This window comes from [Clostridium] innocuum (assembly GCA_012317185.1).
GTDB lineage: Bacteria > Bacillota_I > Bacilli_A > Erysipelotrichales > Erysipelotrichaceae > Clostridium_AQ > Clostridium_AQ innocuum.
In genome coordinates, this window is record CP048838.1 from 4,077,443 (window position 1) to 4,097,995 (window position 20,553).

At 46.6% G+C, this 20,553-nt stretch carries 17 protein-coding genes; 8 read left to right on the forward strand and 9 right to left on the reverse strand.

What is annotated here, in order from left to right; all coding sequences use genetic code 11:
- Nucleotides 1-396 precede the first annotated feature (396 nt).
- The 5 genes from G4D54_20090 to G4D54_20110 all read left to right on the forward strand — a co-directional run bounded on the left by G4D54_20090 (nt 397) and on the right by G4D54_20110 (nt 5,211).
- A complete protein-coding gene (locus G4D54_20090; protein QJA04567.1) occupies nt 397-828 on the forward strand; it encodes a GNAT family N-acetyltransferase in 432 nt (143 codons plus the stop codon).
- On the forward strand, nt 825-1,742 hold the full coding sequence (gene rbsK / locus G4D54_20095; GenBank protein ID QJA04568.1) for a ribokinase: 918 nt from the start codon (nt 825-827) through the stop codon (nt 1,740-1,742). Before G4D54_20090 ends, rbsK begins: the two co-directional genes overlap by 4 nt.
- Before the next feature lies 1 nt (nt 1,743).
- The gene (rihC, locus tag G4D54_20100; GenBank protein ID QJA04569.1) at nt 1,744-2,664 is read left to right on the forward strand and encodes a ribonucleoside hydrolase RihC; all 921 of its coding nucleotides are present in this window, start codon (nt 1,744-1,746) and stop codon (nt 2,662-2,664) included.
- Between the two features lie 29 nt (nt 2,665-2,693).
- Nucleotides 2,694-4,109: a TRAP transporter large permease subunit gene (locus tag G4D54_20105; GenBank protein ID QJA04570.1), complete on the forward strand. Its 1,416-nt coding sequence runs from the start codon at nt 2,694-2,696 to the stop codon at nt 4,107-4,109.
- Between the two features lie 94 nt (nt 4,110-4,203).
- The gene (locus G4D54_20110; protein ID QJA04571.1) at nt 4,204-5,211 is read left to right on the forward strand and encodes a LacI family transcriptional regulator; all 1,008 of its coding nucleotides are present in this window, start codon (nt 4,204-4,206) and stop codon (nt 5,209-5,211) included.
- An 88-nt stretch (nt 5,212-5,299) separates the two neighbouring features.
- On the opposite strand, the gene G4D54_20115 is transcribed toward G4D54_20110, so the two are convergent.
- The 6 genes from G4D54_20115 to uvrA form a co-directional block, all read right to left on the reverse strand.
- Nucleotides 5,300-7,087, reverse strand: a complete 1,788-nt coding sequence (locus G4D54_20115) for a hypothetical protein (GenBank protein QJA05245.1) — start codon at nt 7,085-7,087, stop codon at nt 5,300-5,302.
- Nucleotides 7,088-7,497: 410 nt separating this feature from the next.
- Nucleotides 7,498-7,656 (reverse strand): rubredoxin, encoded by a 159-nt coding sequence (locus tag G4D54_20120; protein QJA04572.1) that lies wholly within the window; start codon nt 7,654-7,656, stop codon nt 7,498-7,500.
- Nucleotides 7,657-7,658: 2 nt separating this feature from the next.
- Nucleotides 7,659-8,579, reverse strand: coding sequence for a thioredoxin-disulfide reductase (trxB, locus tag G4D54_20125; GenBank protein QJA04573.1), 921 nt, complete (start codon nt 8,577-8,579; stop codon nt 7,659-7,661).
- On the reverse strand, nt 8,558-10,030 hold the full coding sequence (locus tag G4D54_20130; protein QJA04574.1) for a prolipoprotein diacylglyceryl transferase: 1,473 nt from the start codon (nt 10,028-10,030) through the stop codon (nt 8,558-8,560). The genes trxB and G4D54_20130 overlap by 22 nt, the downstream gene beginning before the upstream one ends.
- A 9-nt stretch (nt 10,031-10,039) precedes the next feature.
- Nucleotides 10,040-10,984, reverse strand: a complete 945-nt coding sequence (gene hprK, locus G4D54_20135; GenBank protein QJA04575.1) for an HPr(Ser) kinase/phosphatase — start codon at nt 10,982-10,984, stop codon at nt 10,040-10,042.
- Between the two features lie 5 nt (nt 10,985-10,989).
- Nucleotides 10,990-13,812 carry an excinuclease ABC subunit UvrA gene (gene uvrA, locus G4D54_20140; GenBank protein ID QJA04576.1) on the reverse strand — a complete coding sequence of 941 codons (2,823 nt, stop codon included), beginning with the start codon at nt 13,810-13,812 and terminating at the stop codon, nt 10,990-10,992.
- A gap of 171 nt (nt 13,813-13,983) precedes the next feature.
- Between uvrA and G4D54_20145 the strand changes: the two genes are divergently transcribed.
- The 3 genes from G4D54_20145 to G4D54_20155 are packed head-to-tail and all read left to right on the forward strand — an operon-like array spanning nt 13,984 to nt 15,790.
- Nucleotides 13,984-14,514 carry a hypothetical protein gene (locus G4D54_20145; GenBank protein ID QJA04577.1) on the forward strand — a complete coding sequence of 177 codons (531 nt, stop codon included), beginning with the start codon at nt 13,984-13,986 and terminating at the stop codon, nt 14,512-14,514.
- Nucleotides 14,515-14,571: 57 nt separating this feature from the next.
- Nucleotides 14,572-15,054, forward strand: coding sequence for an RNA polymerase sigma factor (locus G4D54_20150; GenBank protein ID QJA04578.1), 483 nt, complete (start codon nt 14,572-14,574; stop codon nt 15,052-15,054).
- Nucleotides 15,041-15,790, forward strand: coding sequence for a hypothetical protein (locus tag G4D54_20155; GenBank protein QJA04579.1), 750 nt, complete (start codon nt 15,041-15,043; stop codon nt 15,788-15,790). Before G4D54_20150 ends, G4D54_20155 begins: the two co-directional genes overlap by 14 nt.
- Nucleotides 15,791-16,093: 303 nt before the next feature.
- On the opposite strand, the gene G4D54_20160 is transcribed toward G4D54_20155, so the two are convergent.
- The 3 genes from G4D54_20160 to pulA form a co-directional block, all read right to left on the reverse strand.
- Complete coding sequence (locus G4D54_20160) at nt 16,094-16,948, reverse strand: DegV family protein (protein QJA04580.1); 855 nt, start codon at nt 16,946-16,948, stop codon at nt 16,094-16,096.
- A 115-nt stretch (nt 16,949-17,063) separates the two neighbouring features.
- Nucleotides 17,064-17,918, reverse strand: a complete 855-nt coding sequence (locus G4D54_20165; GenBank protein QJA04581.1) for a DegV family protein — start codon at nt 17,916-17,918, stop codon at nt 17,064-17,066.
- A 148-nt stretch (nt 17,919-18,066) separates the two neighbouring features.
- Nucleotides 18,067-20,205 (reverse strand): type I pullulanase, encoded by a 2,139-nt coding sequence (gene pulA / locus G4D54_20170; GenBank protein ID QJA04582.1) that lies wholly within the window; start codon nt 20,203-20,205, stop codon nt 18,067-18,069.
- Nucleotides 20,206-20,553 lie beyond the last annotated feature (348 nt).

A 20,553-nucleotide genomic window follows, 5' to 3' on the forward strand; every position in this document is an offset into this window, starting at 1 on the left:
TGTTCACATGGTGCTTTGTCTGTCTGCCCGCCTGTTTTCTGTCATGGATAGACCGTTTGTTCAATTGGTTGGCTGTGAACTACCGCCAGCTATAGAGCAAGCGGCTTTTAATGAATGCCTGCACATTCATCAAAACGTTTTGTTCGTGTTCAGATACACGTAACTGGTACGAGGCGTTTTCTTTTTATGCGAATAGGAGCGTTATGGCATAGCCTGCCTGCATGTGCATTTCTACCATATCTCAGAAAGCGTTTACCGCAGTTTTCGATGTAAGCGTTTTAACATTACCGTATCAATATGGTAAAACGTTTTATCAAAACTGTTGACACCGCTTTCACTCCGTGATATTATATCCCCGTAAACGTGATAAAACGTTTTATCAAGGAGATGAAAGACATGAGGTTCCTTTGTAAGGATAATGCGCTTACCGCATCCATCTACATTGATTTGCGTAGAAAAGTGAATTTCAAAGAATACAGAAAAGAGGATGTGGAAACGGCGATTGCCAATTCCCTGTACTCCGTTGTGGTATTTGATGATAAGCGTCCCATCGGCATTGCCCGTATTGTCGGAGACGGCCGTATCGCCTTCTTTATCAAGGATGTGGTGGTGGATCCTGCTTATCAGAAGAACCGGATCGGAAATCTTCTGATGCAGAAGCTGCAGGAATATCTTGCAGGCGCTGCCTGTGAGGGTGCCTACATCGGTCTCATGTCCACACCGAACTGTGTTCCCTTCTATAAAAAGCATGGCTTTCTGGAGCGTCCATGTGACGGAATGGGGCCGGGTATGGTGAAATTTTATGATCCCTGTGAGGTGAGAAAATGAAAAAAGTGATTGTATTAGGTAGTTTAAACATGGATCTGACCATACAGTGTGTCGATCTTCCAAAGAACGGGGAGACCATCAACGGATCTGATTTCTTTGTCAATCCGGGTGGTAAGGGTGGCAACCAGGCGGTAGCTGCAGCCAAGCTGGGTGCCGAAACGCATATGATTGCCAATATCGGCAATGATGTGTTCGGAGAACAGCTGCTGGAGGCACTACAGGGCTATGGTGTTCATACCGAAGGCGTTTTCCGTGATGCGCATGAAACCAGCGGAGTTGCAATGATTATCCGAAGTCATGGAGATAACCGTATCATTCTGGGGAATGGAGCAAACCATACACTGCCGGAAGCGGCCTTCGTGGAAATGCTGCAGAAGCTGGCACGAAAGGATGATATCTTCCTGACACAGCTGGAAAATGATTATGCACTGGTAAGAAACGCATTGCGTCATGCAAAGCAGGCGGGCATGTACACGATGTTAAATCCCGCACCTGCCCGTGTTCTGGACAGTGATGTGTATGAGCATCTGGATCTGATTGTTGTGAATCAGAGTGAATGTGAGCTGTTGACTGGGATTTATCCAAGTGATGAAGATTCCTGCATGGAAGCTATGCACAGCTTTGAAGCCAGAGGTGTGGATGCGCTTATCACGCTTGGAACACACGGCAGTATGTGCAATGCCTTTGGCAGGTATCTGTTTGTACCTGCACAAAAGGTGGAAACCGTTGACACTACAGGAGCCGGAGATTCCTTTATCGGAGCTCTCTGCAGCTGCCTGTCAAGGGATGTGGATATGAAGGAAGCCATGGAATTTGCGACCAGAGTTGCGGCACTCACCGTAACACGCAGAGGCGCACAGGCATCCATCCCGTATAAAAAGGAAGTAGAGCACTACTTCAAGGAGGAAAACTGATATGAACAAACGTCCGATTATCATCGATACCGATCCGGGTATTGATGACGCACTCGCCATTGCCATTGCATTATTTTCAGAGGAGCTGGATATCCGTCTGATTTCAACCGTTGCAGGTAATGTCGGTCTGGATAAGGTAACCTACAACGCCCTGCGCCTGTTGAAATACTTCGGGCGTGAGGATGTTCCGGTGGCTGTGGGTGCCGACCGACCGCTGATTCGTGAATTTGAAGATGCCAGCAGTGTACATGGAAAAAGCGGTATGGAGGGCTTTGATTTTGAAGAGCCGACGCAGCAGCCGTTAAAGGAAAATGCCGTTGATGCCATGCGTAATGTCATCATGAACAGCAGCGAGCCGGTAACTCTGGTTCCGATTGCACCCTTGACCAATATCGCGCTGCTGTTGAAGACCTACCCCGAGGTGAAGCGGAATATCCGTGAAATCGTCCTCATGGGAGGCAGCGCAAGCCGTGGAAACAAGGGTGTCATGGCTGAATTTAACATCGCATTGGATCCGGAAGCCGCACATATGGTATTCCACAGCGGGGTAAAGCTGACAATGGTTGGACTGGATGTCGGATTAAAGGCTCTGGTATTGCCGGAAGACAGTGAGGAAATCCGCACCATGAACAAAACCGGGGAAATGGCATACTGCCTGTTTAAGAAATACCGCGGGGGAAGCTTTCGCACAGGCCTGAAAATGTATGATGCAACAGCAGTTGCCTATCTGTTGAAGCCGGAGCTGTTTGAGGCGGTGGAAACGTATCTGGATGTAGAGCTGCATGGCACGATGACTGCCGGCTGTACGCTGGTTGATCTGAAGGGCTATTTAGGGAAAGAGCCGAATGCCACAGTTTGTCTGGATATCGACGGGAATGCATTCCGTACATGGTTCAAGGAAGCCATTGCGAAATGCAGATAGAATGTATAATATAAAAGGAGAGAACACATATGAATGATATCATTATGTATGGATCTGCACTGATTGCCGTTATTATCGTCGTTATCATGCTGATCAAAAAAATGGATATTAAAATCACACTGTTTGCCATGGGTATTGTGTTGATGTATATCGCAATCGCCATGGGAAATCCAATCGCAATCAAGGAATTTGAATCAACCGGTCTTACCGTACTGGATCCGCTGAAGGCTGTAATCGATCAATTCAAGAGTACACTTCCGGCTGCCGGCTTCATCATCCTGATTCTGGGCGGCTATTCCGCCTATATGACGAGCATCGGTGCCAATGAGGTTACGGTTCATACTCTTACCAAGCCAATCAAGAAAATTAAATCGGTATATATCCTTGTTCCACTGGTATTCCTGATAGGAAATGTACTGTCTCTTGTAATTCCAAGTGCTTCCAACCTTGCCATCATCCTGCTTGCGACACTGTATCCTGTTTTGCGTCAGGCCGGTATGTCTCCGTTGACCGCAGCGGCAGTCATTGCCACTACCGCAACGGTTATGCCGACTCCTCTTGGCGGTGACAATGTTGCCGTAGCAACAGAGCTTGCAAAATATCCTGCATTTGCAGGTATGAGTGTTACCGACTATGTTATCCAGTACCATGCCATGATTTCCGTACCGACCCTGATTGTTATGGCCGTTGTGCACTTCTTCTGGCAGAAGTTTATGGACAAGAAAAACACAGGTAAGCTGGAAGACAATGTTGAGGTTCACGAGGTTAAGGCGGTTCCGGAAGGCGGATTGTATCGTTTTGTTTATACATTGCTTCCCATCTTCCCGATTCTGCTTCTTATCGTTGTTTATATCATTCGCAGCGTAACCGGAAGTAATGTTGATATCAGTGTTGAGGTAGCTTCTCTGCTCTCCTTCCTGATCGCTATCGTGTGTGAAATTATACGTACGAAGGATAGTGGAAAGGTATTGAAGCAAACAGAAGATTTCTTCAAGGGAATGGGAAGTTCCATGCCAATCGTTGCACTGCTGGTTGCAGCTAGTGTATTTGTATTAGGTCTGAATTCCATTGGTCTAATCGATGCTTTACAGACTGCCATGCTTGGTGTTCAGGGATCAGGAATGGGCTTTGTACTTCCGTTGATTCTGATGGGACTGACGATTCTGATCGTACTGCTGAGCGGAAGTGGAACAGCATTGTTCTATGCCATGGTTCCTTTGATGGTACCACTGGCTGAAGCTGCCGGAATCTCTGCCATCGCCGTATCCATTCCGATGGGACTGTGCGGTAATCTGATGCGTGCGGTATCCCCGGTTGCAGCCGTTGTTGTCATTGTTGCCGGTACGATTAAAGCGAACCCTCTGGATATTGTTAAGCGTACCTCTGTTCCTATGATCGCCGGTGTTGTTACCATGTTTGTTTTATCCATGATCATGTTCCTGTAAAATCATCAGCAATCCCTGCAGGATTATGATAAAATAAAGGTAATTATCAGGAAGGGTAATTACCTTTTTAAAAATTACAGTGCAGGAGGAATATATGAAAGTGACCATTAAGGACATCGCAAAAAAAGCGGGTGTCAGTGTCAGTACGGTGTCGCTCGTGTTGAACGATAGGCCATGCCGTGTAGCTCAGCAGACACGCGACACCATCAAGGACATTGCGAAGCAGTATAATTATAAGGTCAATCAGACCGCAAGAAGTCTGGTCACCAGAAAATCGAATATTCTGGGCCTCATCATTCCGGATATCGAAAACCTGTTCTTCTCCGCATTATGCAAACGGATGGAGGAATACCTCCGGGAGCTGGGATACGCACTCATGATCGTGAATTCCAATGATCATGCAGCGGATGACAGCATGCTCATCGATCTCCTTGTTTCAAGAGGGGTTGACGGTCTTGGTATCACCGTCAGCAATGAATCCTATCAGGATGAAACGATACGCAAAAAGCTGGCATCCCTTTCCATCCCCTATGTGATGATTGACCGTATGTATCCCGATCTGAATTGCAGCAAGGTTTATTTTGATAACGAATCAGGTGCTTATATGGCCATTGAAAAGCTAGTGAAAAGCGGCCACAAAAAAATCGCATGCATCGGAATTTCTTCCGCAAGCAAAACTGGGGCGAGCCGTGTTGCAGGCTATCGCAAAGCTATGCAGCAGTTCCAGCTGGAGGTTCGTGAAGATTATATTCTTGATGGAAATTATCGCTTTCAGGGTGGATATACCTGTGCAAAGCAGCTGATGAAGATGGATGTTACCGCTGCCTTTATCTGTAATGATATGATGACACTGGGGGTCATGCGTTACTTCCAGGAGCATCATGTCCGCATACCGCAGGATATATCCATCGTCAGCTATGACAACACATTAAACCGGTTTACGCTGGGTACTGAGATCACAAGTGTGGATCAGAATGTCGGGCTGCTGGCAAAAACTTCCTGTAATGAGCTGCTGGCACAGCTGCGTGACCCTGCGCATCGTAAACAGGATATCTGTCTGAAGCCGCAGCTGATTGAAAAAGACAGCGTCCAAATCATATAGTACAAAAAGTGCACCATGGCATCACCCGGGTGTACTTTTTTCATGTATAACCGCACTGGCTTTGGTTCAGGATGTAAATTGGCCTGTATCATTGAAACAGTCTTTGCAGAATTCGCAGGAAGGGAGCACTGCTTTCCCATACCTCCCCCATGATTTTACCGGATTGAGAAATCGTTTCATACTGTTCACCGGTTATCATGTCCTTTAAGGCAGCCGGATTCAATGTAAGAAATTCCCGCAGTACGGCGCTTTGCGACTGCTTTATCTGTGAAGAGCCTGTATTCTTGTTCTTCCCTGTATATAATTGCTCTGTATCCGCACAATCTGCTTGGGTTGTCGTCTGTTTTGCATCCGTTTTTCCTTCATGTTTCTCCATCCTGGTCACCTTCTCTTTTTTTCTCTGTTCTTTTTTTACAGCTTCGCTTATCTGTGAGGCATCCTGTCCAATCGTCCAAGGTATCGTTTCGTCTTTGTCATTCGGTGTATCCGGTACATAGGGAGACTCTCCTCTTCCACCGCCCTGCCCGTCATTTCCTTCTCCTCCGCCATCATTTTTATTCTGGTCAGAAGCATCCGGAATCGGATTTCCGGCAGCATCATGCACCTTTAGCACATAGCTTCGTCCATCATAATATCCACCGATGATTTCAACTCTGGCATAGGTGAACGGTTCTGTTACCTGCAGCATATAAACAACAATATACGGTGGCAGGACAATGCTTCCCGGTGCATACTGCGACATGCTGGGGATGCTGTCGTATTGAAATTTCCAATGCGTTCTGTCAGTGCTTGTATACAGATGAATCGCTTTGGCATTATATGCCCGGGGAATATGAAAATAATAATCGGTATCATTGCGAATCATATACAGTGACATATCAAATACAGGTTCGCTGTCGGGGATGATATAAAAGGGAAACGCATGCTCAATGATATCGATTCGTTCCCTGCTGCTTTCATCCGCAATACCATACAAATAAAATGGCTTGTGTGTCTGCATGCCACGCTCATATGCTGTGGTATCATACTGCAGGGATATCTGAAAGCTTTTTTCTTCTCCGGTTTCTGACACAGCAGTCACTTCAACCTGCTTAGGCAATGGCAGATCATTCACCGTATGGGATTGCAGGGCTGCAATCTCCTTTGCCGGCATGGGAGTGTCCAGCTTCCATTCCTTTTCCAGCGGTTGATTGTTTTCGACGATAATAACCTCATTGCCGATATAGTATCCGTCCGGTATCTGAATCGCCTTTGAACCAGTGCCGTTTACCTCAATGCGTGAATACTCAATTTGAAACCAGTCTGCAAGCACGCCGATGCTGTTGGCTCCGTTGGTATAGATATCAACATCCGCCATACTTGCGGAATAATAATGTTCCTGATACGGATTTTTATTTAATACTCCGATTGCATTGTCACCCTCAGCACTGATATAATTCTTCTTATCTGTATATTTTGCATATAATCCTTCACCGCCGGCTATTTCCAGAGCTGTGCCCTCTGTGCTGTGAATGCGCAAACCAAACGCACTTACACCGGTATTCATATATACCAGCGGTCTGTTTTTTCCGCTGCCCTCTATCGTCAGTGTTTTTTCTTTATCGACAAACCCCCATGCAGCATCGTTATTGAAATTATCTATATTAACGTTGGAATCCCCATCGATGTTATTTTCAATTCTTACCTGATAGCCATTGGTGTGAATGGTAATCTCTCTGCTTGTGATGATATCCGCATTGATGATCATGTCACCCTGCATTTCAAATGTCCCGCCCTGCGGATGCTCCTGTACAAAGCTGAGAAAGCGTTCAAATTCCGTTTGTATGCTATCAGCCGCATATACCGGTAACAAATAATGAAGCAGCATACATACCATGATTCCAATTCCTGTTATCCTTTTCATATTCTCTCACCTTTCACTGCATCACTTCTTCTATTTTAGCATATCCTGTCAGCCGGCAATATAACAGATTTCACATTTGAAGCATTCTTTATGCCATGGAATGTATTCCCTTGCGGTATTTATCTACTCTTCCTTATATTATGAGGTATCTGTTGTGATTTTTTTGTTTCAGAAAGCCATGACAATCAGGAAATGATAAGCTGTATGTGCATAGTTTTACATTGTATGCATGAAGAAAGTCTGTTTTCATAAAGCAGATGATTGTTCGCTATACAAGATACTTTAAGAGACAGAAAGAGAAGCATCAATGCAGAAAAAAAGACAGGTCTTCCAATATCCATGCAGGATATTGCGGATGACTGTCTTTCTTTATCCCATTCGATTTACAGCTGTGTGAACATGTCCTTCGGTGCACCGCACAGAGGACACTTGAAATCCTCCGGAAGCTCTTCCCACTTTGTACCCGGGGCAATTCCCTGATCCGGCAGACCTGCCGCCTCATCGTATTCCCAGTTACAGATATCGCAAACGTATTTTGCCATAATCAGATCCCCTTTATCTCATGAAATGCATGCTGTGCCGCAATGGCTCCGTCGTTGGTTGCCGTAACAACCTGGCGCAGTTTTTTCGCAATGACGTCTCCGGCACCATAGATGCCCTTTGCCTTTGTTTCACAGTTTTCATCCACGATCATGTAGCCGCGCTCATCCAGGATACCCAGCCCCTCTAAAAAGGAGGTTGCCGGATCCAGTCCGATATACGGGAATATGCCATGTGTTTTCATTTCTGTTTCCACATTCGTATCCACGTTTCGTATGACCAGACCGGTAACGCGCATACCGTCATCGACAACACGCACCGGCACATGCTTTGTCACCACCGTGATTTTTGGATTATCCTTGATTGCATTTTGAACAATGCTGTCTGCACGGAATACATCCCGTCGTATTATGATATTCACCTTGCTGGCAAACTGTGTCAGATAATTTGCTTCCTCCAGCGCAGAGTTGCCGCCGCCGATGACCACAACCTCCTGATCGCGGAAAAATGCACCGTCGCATACTGCACAATAGGATACACCGCGTCCGACATTTTCCAGTTCCCCCGGCACATTCATCATACGCTCCTGTGTTCCGGTTGCCACAATGACAGCCTTTGCCTCATACTCCGTTCCATCCTCACAGATGATTTTTTTATATGCGCCATCCTCCACACGGATGACATTGCCATACAGGTATTCCGCACCAAAGGATGTGGAATGCTCAAACATATCGCTTGCCAGCTTGGCACCGTTTGTTTCAATAATGCCCGGCCAGTTGCTGATTTCCGCCGTCTTGATCAGCTTTCCTCCGGGAGCCCCCATTTCCAGCATTGCTGTTTTCAAGCCGGCTCTGCTTCCATATATTGCCGCACTCATGCCGGCAGGTCCGGCACCAATGATAATTAAATCGTAACGTCGCTCCATTCGTGATCCTCCTTTATGATCGTAATCAGATCAGACATGTCTCTAATGATAGCACAGGGTTTGCACAACTGCATCTCTTGTGCCCGTGATTCTTCATAGACAAAGGCTACCGAGAAGGCGCCCATCTTCTTACATGCCTCTATATCCGTAGGTGCATCCCCTACATAGACAACATCATCATGCGGAACATGCAGCTGTTCACAGGCAGTCAGAATACCAATCGGATCGGGCTTCGGCCGCTCAACGTCCGCACCGCCCAGGATAATCTCAAAATACGATTCCAGATTAAACTGCTTCAATCCCATACGGACAATGTCCTGCAGCTTGTTGGACATGACGGCAAGCGGATAATCGTTTGCCTTTAAATATTCCAGCGTTTCCTTCACATGGGGAATCGGCTTGACAAATTCATCATGATGCTCATGATTGAAAGCACGATAGCAGGCGATGATTTCATCCACCTGTTCCTCCTTGAAATAGCGCAAGAAGGACTGCTTCAGCGTAGGTCCCAGAAAGGACTGCTTTTCCTCTTCACTCAATGTATAGCCCGGCTTGTATTGTGCAAAGGTATGCTCAAAGGACTTGTAAATCAGCTCCTTGGTATCCACCAGTGTGCCGTCCAGATCAAAGATCACCGCCGGCTTGTGCTTTTTAAACGGATAGATGTTTTTAAATACCTTATCCCAGACACCGAGTATTCCTAAAATGCCGATCAGGACACCGAGCAGAGATACCAGCTGTGCGACGCGAAGTCCTCCCAGCATCAGGGAATCGGTTCGCATTCCTTCAATAAAGAAGCGAATCATGCCATACCATGCCAGATAGGCAAATGCCAGATCCCCGCGTTTTTTTCTGCCGTGTTTTTTATAAACAACGGTAATCAATACGAAGCCAATCAGATTTCCGACGCTTTCATACAGGAAGGTCGGCTGACGGAATGCACCGTCAATATACATGTGATCACGGATAAAGGCCGGGAAATGATCATAGAAGCTGGCATTTACCACACCGCCATACGCCTCCTGATTTATGAAATTCCCCCAGCGGCCGATTGCCTGCGCAAGCATCATATTCGGAAAAACAACATCCATAATACGCAGTCCGTTATACTGATAGCGGCGGAAGTAGAACCATCCGAATATCGTTCCGGCAATCACACCCCCGTGAATCGCCAGACCGCCCTCCCATATATAGAAGATACGGATCGGGTCTGCCGCATACAGATTGTTCCATTCAAAGATAACATAATACAGACGGGCACCGATGATGGCGATCGGCAGCATCATCAGAAAGAAGTTTTCAAATACATCTTCCTTATACCCCCATTTCTTAAACTGACGAAGAGATAAAAAATATGCCAGAAAGGCACCGGACAGAATCAGCACGGCGTACCATGTGACCTGTAAGGATCCTATCGTCAATACGGTTTTCATATCGGGAAAAATTGTCATAAAAGCCTCCTATTGTTCATTCTTGTTCTTTTCGATATAGTCAAGGACACGCTGCTCAAACTCCTTGGCGCTGTCCATCCCCATGACGGATAACATATAATTCGTTACCGCAGATTCAATAATGACTGCCATAGAACGGCCTTCACGCACCGGGACAACGATTTTCGGTATGTCGATGCCCAGAATATTCTCATGCTTTTTTTCTTCGATTCCTACGCGGTCATAATCCTGATCCGCTTTCCACGGCTCCAGATTGACCTGGAAATTGATTTCTGCTTTAGGCAGGACAGAGCTGACGCCGAACATTCTGGATACATTGATGACACCGATTCCACGAATTTCCAGCATTTCCCGCAACAGCTCCGGAGCCTTCCCTACAATTTTGTTGTGGATTCGATAACAGTCCACTCGGTCATCCGCCACCAGCAGGTGACCGCGCTTGATCAGCTCCAATGCGATTTCACTTTTCCCCATTCCGCTTTCCCCGCGAATCAGTACACCTTTTCCATAGATGGAGAGCAGTCCTCCGTGAATGCACATACTGGTTGCCAGCTGCTCATCCAGAAACGCCACGATATCGACAATCAGACGGTAGGTCGGGGAGCTGGATAGGAAAATCGGAAAGTTTTTCCGCTTCGCATAGCGCTTTAATACATCCGGACACTTATGTCCCTTGGTCACAATAATGGCCGGTGTTTGTTCGTTGGTGATAAAGTCAAAGGATTTTCGCTGCTTGTGTACGCTCATTGTCGCAATATAGGCGATTTCCTTATCTCCGAGAATAACCAGCCGCTTCTGCTGGGAATTCTCAAAATAGCCTGCCAGCTCCAGACCGGGGCGATTGGTATCCGCAATGACAATGGGACGCTCCAGAGATGCATCATCTCCGGTTATCTGTATGAAGTCAAAGTTTTCGACAAGCGTTCTGACTTTCACGATATTCTGTTCTTCCATATGCACTATCCTTTCTCCAGTACCTTTTTCAGATACTGACCGGTATAGCTGTTTTCTACCTTGATGATCTGCTCCGGTGTTCCGCTCGCAATGATCGTACCGCCTTCGTCACCGCCCTCCGGACCGATATCAATGATATAATCCGCACTTTTGATAACATCCAGATTGTGTTCAATGACAATGACCGTATCACCGTTTTCCACAATCCGCTGCAATACCTCCAGAAGCTTTTTCACATCATGGGTATGCAGACCGGTTGTCGGCTCATCCAGTATAAACAGGGTTTTACCGGTTGCTTTTCTCTGCAGCTCGCTTGCCAGCTTGACACGCTGCGCTTCACCGCCGGACAAGGAGGTTGCACTCTGTCCCAGCTTGATGTAGCCCAGACCGACATCCTTCAGCGTCTGCAGCTTATGTTTAATTTTATGCATATTGGAGAAAAAGTCAATCGCTTCCTCCACGCTCATTTCCAGAACATCATAAATATTTTTTCCCTTGTAGGTTACCTGCAGGGTTTCTTCATTGTAGCGCTTGCCGCCGCATTCCTCGCATGGGACATAGACATCCGGCAAAAAGTGCATGGATATGCGCAGGATGCCATCTCCCTGACAGGCTTCACAGCGCCCGCCCTTCACATTGAAGGAGAAGCGTCCCTTTTCATAGCCGCGCATCTTTGCTTCCGGGGTCTGTGTATACAGATCACGAATATCGTCAAATACGCCGGTATAGGTCGCAGGATTACTCCGCGGTGTTCTTCCGATTGGATCCTGTGAAATATCAATCAGCTTGTCGATGTTTTCAATCCCCTTGATTTTCTTATGCTTGCCGGGACGGATTCTTGTTCTTCCAAGTGAATGCATGACACCCTTGCTTAACACCTCATTAACGAGGGATGATTTTCCACTGCCGCTCACACCGGTAACGACCGTTAATGTTCCCAGAGGGATTTTCACACTGACATTTTTCAGGTTGTTTTCGCTGGCACCGACAATCTCCAGCTTCTTGCCGTTTCCCTTACGTCGTTTCGTAGGGATTTCTATCTTTCGTTTCCCGCTCAGATACTGACCGGTTAAGGAGTTTTCATTTGCCATGACCTCCTCCGGTGTACCGGCTGCGACAACATTGCCGCCATGAATTCCGGCGCCCGGACCGATATCAATGACATAATCACTGGCGCGCATCGTATCCTCATCATGCTCTACAACAATCAGTGAGTTGCCAAGATCCCGCATATTTTTCAGGGTGTCGATCAGACGGTCGTTGTCCCGCTGATGCAGACCGATACTCGGCTCATCCAGTACATACAGAACACCGCTTAAACGGGAACCGATCTGGGTTGCCAGACGGATTCGCTGCGCTTCTCCTCCGGACAAAGAGCCTGCCAGTCGATCCAGCGTCAGATAACCGAGACCGACATTGCTCAAAAAGCCCAGACGATCTGCGATTTCCTTGAGGATCAGCTTAGCGATGTCCTTCTGCTGCTGTGTCAGCTCCAGCTGCTTCATAAATTCGATTGCCTGCTTGACAGACATGGTTGTCCATTCATAAATGTTGATGCCACCTACGCGAACACTTAATGCCTGTTCATTCAAGCGGCGTCCCTTACAGATTGGGCACGGTGCCTCCGCAAGGAAGGTCGCATACCATTCTCTGGACATTGTAGAGCTGGTTTCCATGTAACGGCGTTCAATCAGAGTACATACACCCTCAATAAATTCCGTCTTTTTCATGACATTGCCGCTGCGGCTTGCCAGCCGATAGGAAATGAGATCCTTAGAACCATACAGTAATATGTCCAGTTCGCTTTTCTTCAGATCCTTGATCGGTTTATCGATATCAATCTTATAATAGTCAATAAGTGCCTTGAAACGCTGCCATTCCAGATTTTCTGTTCCGACAATATTCTTATAATATATAATACCGCCCTGTCGTATGGACTTGGTGCGATCCGGGATCAGATAATCCACATCCACCTTCTGCGTGATGCCAAGTCCCTTGCAGTGGTCACAGGCACCAAACGGTGCATTGAAGGAAAACAGCCGCGGCTCCAGCTTCGGAATGTTGAAGCCGCAGTATTTACAGGAATAATTGCTGGAAAACAGAATCTCCTCTTCATTATATGTAACAACCGCCAGTCCATCACTCAGTTTCAGCGCAGTTTCCAGTGAATCGTGGAGGCGGGAACGATCACTCCCCTTTACGATCCGGTCTACCACCACATCGATATTGTGCTTTTTGTTTTTCTCCAAAGACTCCACATCCTCCAGAAGCTTCATTTCTCCGTCAACGCGGACACGGATATAGCCTTCCTTGCGCAGATGCTCAAACAAATCCCTGTGGGTTCCCTTTTTGCCATGCTCGATTGGAGATAAGATGGTCAGGCGTGTCTTATCCTCAATTTCCATGATACGGTCCACCATCTGCTTGATCGTCTGTGATGTGATGGGTTCATTGTGTGTCGGACAGTAGGGGATACCCACCCTTGCATACAGAAGTCTCAAATAGTCATAGATTTCCGTGACCGTTCCGACCGTGGAACGCGGATTGTTGCTGGTCGTCTTCTGATCGATGGAAATGGACGGGGAAAGTCCCTCAATGGAATCCACATCCGGCTTCTCACTGTTGCCAAGGAACTGGCGTGCATAGGCACTCAGCGATTCCACATACCGCCGCTGTCCCTCTGCGTAGACCGTATCAAATGCAAGAGATGTCTTACCGGAACCGGATACACCGGTCATGATGACAAACTTGTCTCTCGGGATACGGATATCAATGTTTTTCAAATTGTTTTCTCTAGCGCCTTTGATATCTATATAGTCATGATTCATAATCATTACCTCCAAACTTACCATATTATTATACATTAGTATTCCCGAAAAAGCCTAAGATTTCGCATCTTTTTTGTAGGAATTTCAAAGTTTGGAAAAAAATTAAATTTCTTTGAAAGGTTTTTAAGGGCTGCGGCATGTTATAGATGGAAACCCTAAGGAGGAAACAAAATGAAAAAGAAAGTTATGTTAGCATCCCTGCTGGCAATCGGACTTGCGGCAGGTGTAGGTACACAGATTCATGCACAGGATACAGCTTATCTATGCGGAGGCTATCATTCTCATATGCATTCTGCGGCGGATGGATGCCTGCGTACGTTAAAGGAACAGCAGGCGGCAAGAGATGCGGCTGCCAAATGTCAGGCTGAAGCAGCACAGAGACAGGCGCAGACGACACGGAAACAGAATGCGTCAACAACACCTGCTTCCAACACCACGGTACAGCCGGAAGCAGTGAGTACAGCGAACGCAAACAGCTCACAGCAGCCGGTATCACAGACTGCACAACAGGTCGCAGATACTGCATCCAACCCTTGCCCATATCACGAAAATTGCGACGGAATTCATCAGCATAGTGAAAACTGTGATGGAACTCACCAGTTGAATGAAAACTGCAATAACGGTATGCAGGGGTATCACCATAGTGAAGGTCGTGGCCAGGGAGCGCATCACGGCAATGGAAACGGCCATCACGGACGATAGAACAAACATGGTTTCAAAAATTGCGGTATAATGGAGGCATAGAGGGATGATAACGGTATGAAGAGTGAAGAGGAAATACAAAATGCCATAGAGCTGTATGCGGATATGGTACAGAAAATCTGTGTTCTGCATATGAAGCAGCGGGCAGATGCCGAGGATGTGTTCCAGACAGTCTTTCTGAAGTATGCGCAGAGTGAACCGTTTCGGGACCGTGAGCATGAGAAGGCATGGCTGTTAAAGGTAACAATGAATGCATGCAGGGAGAGATTTCGCGGTTGGTTCCATAAACATGCAGATTTACAGACTGAGGTGGAGGCCTGTGCCGATCTTAGCGAGGCTTCCTATTTCCTGCTGGATACATTGAATCAGCTTCCTCCGCATTACCGTGATGTCCTGTATCTGTTTTATTATGAAGGCTATAAGGTGCGGGAAATATCTGAAATCAAAGGAAAAAATGAAAATACAATCCATACCTGGCTGAAAAGAGGCAGGGAAGCGCTGCGTGAAAAACTGGGAGGTGAGCTTGATGATTTTCGATGAGTTTGACGGCATTCATGCCAGTGATGAAATCAAACAGAAAACCCTTCACAACGTCATGAAGCAAAGAAGCAGAAAGAAAAGAACCGGTATGACAGCAGCTCTCACGCTTTGTGTCACCTGCCTTCTGGTTGTTCTGTTTCAGCCCTGGAGGCTGATGGAGGCTTCTCCTGCACCGGCTCCTGCCCCTACTTTGGCAGTATACAGCTATGTGACTCTGGATATCAATCCAAGTATGGAATGGAAGCTGGATGAACAGCAGCGGGTGGTGAGGGTCACTGCCTACAATAAGGATGCGGACAACATTCTGACTGAGCTACAGCTGGAGGGAAAGCAGTTGGATACAGCACTTCAGATGCTGCTGGACAATGAACAGGTTTCCGCTTATATGAAAACAGGCTTTCTGGAGGTCAGCGTGTATTCTGAAAACAGCAGTGTTTCTCTGGATCTGGAACAGCAGATCAATCAGCAGCTGGAGGAAGTGGTGCCGCAAAATCAGTTTCACTGTTCCCATTTGGATGATGATACGCATCAGGAAGCACAGCAGCATCATATGTCTGCCGGGAAGTATCGTGTAATTGATGAAATCCTTCGGCATGATTCTGCAAAGAGTGTCGAGGAGCTGCAAAAGCTAAGCATGAAGGAGCTGTATTCCGTTTTGGAGCGTTATGATCCTTCGGCAGTACCGGAAGGATGCCATGGAAGGCAGATGAGAAAAGGGCACCATCACGGCAGCTAAAGCTATTCCCTGATTTCGATACCATCAGCTTACACAGCCTATTGGATGGGACTACAGCCTTTTGAAAAAGAAAGAGCAGAGAAAAGGAGTGGGCAACTAACATATGTCTGTTGCTTATAACACTCTTACATAAAACAAACACCCCGGCTCTGCTGGAGTTTTCTCATAAAAAAAGCACGGAGCATTCATGTTATATGATTGTTCTGTGCTTTATGCTTTTTGATTATGACTGAAATTTTCGATGCCTATGCAGGAATCGTTTTATACTATCGCTCACAGATTGCTTTGTCCGGGATTTCTTCCTTATTCCTTGATCTGTTTAAAATACTGAACCGCCTGACAGCCGCGTCCCGTGTGAACACCTACCACACTTACCAGCTTGATGATCTGATGCGTTGCATTTGGAAAAGCCTGTTTCAGCTTGTCCATATACACAAGTGCCTCAGCCTCGTCATCCGCATGGGCAACGGTGATCAGATAGGAATCATCCACATGCTCACGCTTCATAATTTCAATTACACGGTCCATCGCCTTGTGCATCGTGCGAACCTTGTCCAGCACATCAATTTTACCGCTTGTTTCCTCATTGATTTTCAGAATCGGCTTGATTTTCAGCAAGCCGCCCAATGTGGCTGCCAGCGGTGTCAGACGTCCGCCGCGTTTCAGATGCTGCAAATCGCTTGGCAACAGTATGGTATTGGTTGTATGCATAATGCGCTGCAGCACTTCCTTGATCTGCTCAATGCTTTTTCCAGCCTCATGCAGCTGCTTCGCCAGCTTGATCATGTATTCCTGCACTACCGCTGTTACATGGCAGTCAACATAATCAAACGCGATACCCTGCTGCTGTGCAATCATTTCCATGGCATTGATCGTACCGCTTAATCCGCTGCAAATCGGTACCGCAAAAATCATGTCATAGCCCTGCTGCTTCAGTCCCTGAAACAGCTCCTCAATTTTTCCAAGAGAAGGCAGGGAGGTGGAAAGCATCTTTCCATCCTTCATCAGAGCATAAATTTCATCAATGCCCAGCTCCTCCAAATCCTGATAATTTTTATTGTCACAGCTGACCTGCAGAGGTACGCTGTAGATTTCAGCCTGCGCAAGCTCGCCTACGGATTTCCCGGTCCCACTGTCTGTCACAAATGCTATTTTCATATGATTCAGCCTCCTGTTGTTTCTATTATACCTTATTTTCTCTTCAAAAAAAACTGTGTCTCCTTCGGTTCGACGGTTTCCGCTTGTATAAGACAAAAGGTGCACCGGGCACCTTTTACATTTCCACCTTGCGGATATACTGAATCCCCAGACAGCCTACACCGGTATGTGCACTGATAACTGCACCGATCAGGCCATAGTATACATCCAGTCCGGGAAACGCCTCTTCCATCATGGCTTTCAGCTTTTCGCCTTCCTTTGGCGCCCCGCTGTGAAGAACAGTGAGCGTGTAGGCTTCATTCAAGCCGTGCTCCTGAAATGTGGAGATTGCCTTGGACTGTGCCTTGCTCATGGTACGAACCTTATCGTACACATCCACCTTGCCTTCACTTTCACGATCCAATCGCAAAATCGGCTTGATTTTCAGCAGTCCGCCAAGTGCAGCTGCCAGCGGTGTCAGCCGGCCTCCACGCTTCAGATGCTGCAAATCATCCGGTATAATCAGTGTCCCGCTATCTGCCGCACTCGCACGCAGACGCTCCACGATCGTTTCCAGATCATGTCCCTGCTCGACCAATTGACTGGCACTGATTGCCAGATAGCGCTGGATATTGCAGGTTGTATACGATTCGATGACATGCAGATTCACCTGATGCTCCTTGGCTACCGCCTGCATGACACTGGAGGTGGAGGATAAGCCGCCACTCAGCGGAACTGCAATGACCGCTTCATAGCCCTCCGCCTTAAGCTGTGTAAACAGCTCCTCCACAAGTCCCATAGGAGGCATGGAGGTTGTCGGCATTTCGCCGTTTCTCAGATACTCATAAATCTCTTCTACGGTTATATTCTCTCCATCCAGAAACATTTTGTCCTGAATGATGATTTGCAATGGCAGATAATAAATTCCTAATTCGCCGGCCTGCTGCTTTGTCAGACCGCTGCCGCTGTCGGTTACGATTGCGATTTTCATAAGACTCGCCCCTTTTCTGTATTCGTGTTCCCTCGCGAATGCAGGGTTTTCAATACGGTCAGTTACACAGACGTGTAAAAATATCCTGTTTCATTATACCAAGTTTATTTTGAAAGTCAAACGAGAATCACCATGTTCTGCTTTCCAATTATCGGATGCCGGGTTTCAAAAAGTCATTTCGACTGAATACAATCGTACTGTAAGGCTCGATATTGACCTTTTTAATCAGGATATCCTCGGATGCTCCGTTATAATATAGCAGCGGATATGCCGCCTCAAATTCATAGGAAAAATATTCTCCTGTCGGATTGAAGATAATCACCATATCATCATGCTCGTCCCTGATTTTATACAGCAGTACCTTTTGGGCGATATCCGAAAAGGACACGTGCTGTTCCACATCCTCTTTCATGGAATAACGCAAAATCGGATGCTCCTTGCGGATACGGATCAGATCCTTTGTGATTTTCACCATATCCTGATACTGGTTTCTGCGCAGATAATCCAGTTTATTGATTTCATCACTTTCTTCATATGTGTTGGGAAGCCCGTGCTTGCTGCGGGCAAATTCCTGTCCGGAGTGGATGAAAGGGATACCCTGCGCAAGCAGAACTGCCGCCATCAGCATTTTGGCACGGGCAATGCGCACCTCCTTGCTGTCTTCCTTGCAGCATTCCTTCAGCTTGTCCCAAGACGTCATATTGTCATGGCATTCCACATAATTGACAGCGTTTCTCGGATGGGTGAACATCGGCTCCATTCCAATATTCGTACAGCTGCCGCTCAGACAGTTCTTCATGATATCAAGCAGGTAGACTGCCCCGGTGCAATAGCCCTTGACACTGACCTCGTTGGTATTCGTACGTCCCTTGACAACATCCCGGAAGCGATCGGAGAAATGAGCGACATACGGCATCTGTGCATTGTTGGAAATACTGGCACGTTTTCCGGAATCCAGAAAGCTCGGCATATCCCAGCCCTCGCCATAAACCATGAAATCCGGATTGAGTGCTTTGCAGGCCTCATATACCGCATTGATGGTTGCCACATCCAGAATTCCCATCAAATCGAAGCGGAAGCCGTCAATATGATAGGTTCTTACCAGATAGGTACAGGCATCCACAATATATTTATGACACATGTTTCTGCGGGAATCCACATCATTTCCGCAATAGGTACCATTTGAGAAGTCACCGTTTTCATTCATTTGAAAATAGTAATTCGGTACAGTGTTTTCAAAGGCATGTGTTTCCTTATCGTATACATGGTTGAATACGACATCCAGATTGACACGGATCCCCTGCTTGTGGCATTCCTCTATAAGCTTTGTCAGCTCGAACATACGGCCGTATGGATTCGCCGGTTCTGTACTGAAGCTGCCTTCCAGAACACGATACTGCACCGGATCATAGCCCCAGTTATAATGCATCAGCGGATAGTTTTCATCCACAGAGCCAAAATCCGTGACCGGCATCAGCTGAATGTGCGTGATTCCCAATGTCTTCAGATAAGAAAATCCGCTGCATTGCTGCTTCGTTATTTCATTTTCCTCTACAAACCCACGGAATTTTCCAGGCATTGTGACACCGATTCCCTTCTGCATCGTGAAATCGCGCACGCTCGTTTCGTAGATAATGGCATCGCAGGCACTGGTCATTTTCGGCAGGGGTACGTCCCGCACGCGGATTTTATCCAAATCGACAACCGCACTTCTGCGTGAATTTTCAATCGAAGCTGTCCCATACGGGTCAATGCTTTCCCGCCAGACACCGTTTACCCGGACAAGGTAGACATAGGTCGCATTCTCCAGATTTTCCAATATGGTATAGCGGTATACCCCCTTGTCTGTCCGTTTCATTTCATACGTATACAGACGGTTGTTCTTGCAGACCTCCAGCTTGACTCTGCTGGCTGTCGGTGCCCATAAGGCAAATGCAGTCTGGTCTCTGTCATAGGTATAGCCGAGATCATTACCGTCATAAAAAAACTGTTCATCAAAACGCTCTGTCTTGACGATACCGCTGTATTCCAGCACCACACCCCGTGCATGCTGATGCATCACCTGATATTCCACACCGATTTCGATGGGATCGTATAATGCCAGTGTATATTTATTGTAATTATTTTGTGTTGTTTCTATGGACTGAATGTGAAGGTCAAAGAGATGCCCCTGATCATCCTTCAGATAGAATTTATTGCTGACTCCCTCATAGCTGTTTCTTGACATAAATACAATGACCTTGTCATAGTCATCCAGATATGCCTCGTAATACTTTTCCTGTCGCATACTTATCACCATGTATTATTATACCAGAGTTTTCCAGGTTTATCACCAGAAAGGTAAAACAGGTGCTGTTCTTCTGCTAATCTGTTCAGATTACAGGGAAATGAGGGGTGTTTATGGCATCATCCGGATTACAATTTCAGCTTTCAGGAACATAAGACAGTCGACAGCAGTAGAAAGGTAAGGAATTTTATACCTTTTTGTAATACAAAGTCATAGAAATAGTAAGCATTGTATTCTTATTGAAAAGGAAAAAAAGCTGCTTGATCTACTCCTTATCTTGGCTTGAAAAAAGCACCTGCACGAAGGATAGTTTTTCGGCATACCACCGTTTGTACAGATACTATTTAA

What these genes read in the sequence shown, in the direction of transcription:
- G4D54_20090 (QJA04567.1), top strand. Translation starts at nt 397, where the DNA reads ATGAGGTTCCTTTGTAAGGATAATGCGCTTACCGCATCCATCTACATT.
- rbsK (QJA04568.1), top strand. Translation starts at nt 825, where the DNA reads ATGAAAAAAGTGATTGTATTAGGTAGTTTAAACATGGATCTGACCATA.
- rihC (QJA04569.1), top strand. Translation starts at nt 1,744, where the DNA reads ATGAACAAACGTCCGATTATCATCGATACCGATCCGGGTATTGATGAC.
- G4D54_20105 (QJA04570.1), top strand. Translation starts at nt 2,694, where the DNA reads ATGAATGATATCATTATGTATGGATCTGCACTGATTGCCGTTATTATC.
- G4D54_20110 (QJA04571.1), top strand. Translation starts at nt 4,204, where the DNA reads ATGAAAGTGACCATTAAGGACATCGCAAAAAAAGCGGGTGTCAGTGTC.
- G4D54_20115 (QJA05245.1), bottom strand. Translation starts at nt 7,087, where the DNA reads ATGGTATGTATGCTGCTTCATTATTTGTTACCGGTATATGCGGCTGAT.
- G4D54_20120 (QJA04572.1), bottom strand. Translation starts at nt 7,656, where the DNA reads ATGGCAAAATACGTTTGCGATATCTGTAACTGGGAATACGATGAGGCG.
- trxB (QJA04573.1), bottom strand. Translation starts at nt 8,579, where the DNA reads ATGGAGCGACGTTACGATTTAATTATCATTGGTGCCGGACCTGCCGGC.
- G4D54_20130 (QJA04574.1), bottom strand. Translation starts at nt 10,030, where the DNA reads ATGACAATTTTTCCCGATATGAAAACCGTATTGACGATAGGATCCTTA.
- hprK (QJA04575.1), bottom strand. Translation starts at nt 10,984, where the DNA reads ATGGAAGAACAGAATATCGTGAAAGTCAGAACGCTTGTCGAAAACTTT.
- uvrA (QJA04576.1), bottom strand. Translation starts at nt 13,812, where the DNA reads ATGAATCATGACTATATAGATATCAAAGGCGCTAGAGAAAACAATTTG.
- G4D54_20145 (QJA04577.1), top strand. Translation starts at nt 13,984, where the DNA reads ATGAAAAAGAAAGTTATGTTAGCATCCCTGCTGGCAATCGGACTTGCG.
- G4D54_20150 (QJA04578.1), top strand. Translation starts at nt 14,572, where the DNA reads ATGAAGAGTGAAGAGGAAATACAAAATGCCATAGAGCTGTATGCGGAT.
- G4D54_20155 (QJA04579.1), top strand. Translation starts at nt 15,041, where the DNA reads ATGATTTTCGATGAGTTTGACGGCATTCATGCCAGTGATGAAATCAAA.
- G4D54_20160 (QJA04580.1), bottom strand. Translation starts at nt 16,948, where the DNA reads ATGAAAATAGCATTTGTGACAGACAGTGGGACCGGGAAATCCGTAGGC.
- G4D54_20165 (QJA04581.1), bottom strand. Translation starts at nt 17,918, where the DNA reads ATGAAAATCGCAATCGTAACCGACAGCGGCAGCGGTCTGACAAAGCAG.
- pulA (QJA04582.1), bottom strand. Translation starts at nt 20,205, where the DNA reads ATGCGACAGGAAAAGTATTACGAGGCATATCTGGATGACTATGACAAG.